At 57.9% G+C, this 2141-nt stretch carries 2 protein-coding genes; both read left to right on the forward strand.

The window, feature by feature from the left end; all coding sequences use genetic code 11:
• A partial coding sequence (locus HMPREF9538_RS29540) for an OB-fold nucleic acid binding domain-containing protein (protein WP_009484514.1) occupies positions 1-1141 on the forward strand: 1141 nt, incomplete at its 5' end.
• A gap of 12 nt (positions 1142-1153) precedes the next feature.
• Complete coding sequence (gene accA / locus HMPREF9538_RS19020; RefSeq protein ID WP_004145855.1) at positions 1154-2113, forward strand: acetyl-CoA carboxylase carboxyl transferase subunit alpha; 960 nt, start codon at positions 1154-1156, stop codon at positions 2111-2113.
• The last annotated feature ends 28 nt before the right edge of the window (positions 2114-2141 follow it).

The raw sequence follows: 2141 nt of genomic DNA on the forward strand, positions 1-2141 counted from the left end.
TTTTAGGGGGGGGGTGATGACCGCCGATATGGACAACACCGAGAAAGTGGTTGGCCTGGTGGATGAGTGCTGGCGAATGGGGCTAAAAATCCTGCCCCCGGATATTAACTCCGGCCTGTACCATTTCCACGTCAACGACGATGGCGAGATCGTCTACGGCATTGGCGCCATCAAGGGCGTCGGCGAAGGACCGATCGAAGCGATTATTGAGGCGCGCAACAATGGCGGCTATTTCCGCGAGCTGTTCGACCTCTGCGCGCGAACCGATATTAAAAAGCTCAACCGTCGGGTGCTGGAAAAGCTGATTATGTCCGGGGCGTTCGATCGTCTCGGCCCACATCGCGCGGCGCTGATGAATTCGCTGGGCGATGCGTTGAAAGCCGCCGACCAGCACGCGAAAGCCGAGGCCATCGGCCAGGCTGATATGTTCGGCGTGCTGGCGGAAGAGCCCGAGCAAATTGAGCAATCCTACGCCAGCTGCCAGCCATGGCCTGAGCAGGTGGTGCTGGATGGTGAAAGGGAGACCCTGGGGCTATACCTCACCGGACACCCGATTAACCAGTATCTGAAGGAGATTGAGCGCTACGTCGGCGGCGTGAGGCTCAAAGACATGCATCCGACCGAACGTGGGAAAGTCACCACGGCGGCGGGGCTGGTGATTGCGGCGCGGGTAATGGTCACCAAGCGCGGCAATCGTATCGGCATCTGTACCCTGGATGACCGTTCCGGGCGGCTGGAAGTGATGTTATTCACCGACGCGCTGGATAAATATCAGCAGTTGCTGGAAAAAGACCGCATACTTATCGTCAGCGGACAGGTCAGCTTTGATGACTTTAGCGGGGGGCTTAAAATGACCGCCCGTGAAGTCATGGACATTGACGAAGCCCGGGAAAAATATGCTCGCGGGCTTGCTATCTCGCTGACGGACAGGCAAATTGATGACCAGCTTTTAAACCGACTCCGTCAGTCTCTGGAACCCCACCGTTCGGGAACCATTCCAGTGCACCTCTACTATCAGAGGGCGGATGCACGCGCGCGGTTGCGTTTCGGCGCAACATGGCGCGTCTCTCCGAGCGATCGTTTACTTAACGATCTGCGGGGCCTTATCGGCTCGGAGCAGGTGGAACTGGAGTTTGACTAATACAGGAATACTATGAGTCTGAATTTCCTAGATTTTGAACAGCCGATTGCAGAGCTGGAAGCGAAAATCGATTCCCTGACTGCGGTAAGCCGTCAGGATGAGAAACTGGATATTAACATCGACGAAGAAGTGCATCGTCTGCGTGAGAAAAGCGTAGAGCTGACGCGCAAAATCTTCGCCGATCTCGGTGCATGGCAGGTTGCGCAACTGGCGCGCCACCCGCGCCGTCCTTACACCCTGGATTATGTCCGCCTGGCGTTCGACGAATTTGACGAACTGGCCGGTGACCGCGCCTTCGCTGACGATAAAGCGATTGTCGGCGGTATCGCGCGTCTTGACGGTCGTCCGGTGATGATCATCGGCCACCAGAAAGGTCGTGAAACCAAAGAGAAAATTCGCCGCAACTTTGGGATGCCGGCGCCGGAAGGCTACCGCAAAGCGCTACGCCTGATGGAGATGGCTGAGCGGTTTAAAATGCCGATCATCACCTTTATCGACACCCCGGGTGCCTACCCGGGCGTCGGCGCGGAAGAGCGTGGCCAGTCGGAAGCGATCGCCCGCAACCTGCGTGAGATGTCGCGTCTGAGCGTGCCGGTTATCTGCACCGTAATCGGTGAAGGCGGCTCCGGCGGCGCGCTGGCGATCGGCGTGGGCGACAAGGTCAACATGCTCCAGTACAGCACCTATTCGGTCATTTCGCCGGAAGGCTGCGCCTCCATTCTGTGGAAGAGCGCGGATAAAGCGCCGCTGGCTGCGGAAGCGATGGGCATTATCGCCCCGCGTCTGAAAGAGCTGAAGCTGATCGATTCTATCGTTCCGGAACCGCTGGGCGGCGCTCACCGCAACCCGGAAGCGATGGCAGCGAGCCTGAAGGCGCAGCTGCTGGCAGACCTGGCAGACCTCGATCTGCTCAGCGAAGAAGAGCTGCTGAACCGCCGTTATCAGCGTCTGATGAGCTACGGTTACGCTTAACTTTTTCGTCAGGACTAAACACTAAGGG

Origin of the sequence: Klebsiella sp. MS 92-3 (assembly GCF_000195655.1) — a bacterium.
Taxonomy (GTDB): Bacteria; Pseudomonadota; Gammaproteobacteria; order Enterobacterales; family Enterobacteriaceae; genus Klebsiella; species Klebsiella pneumoniae.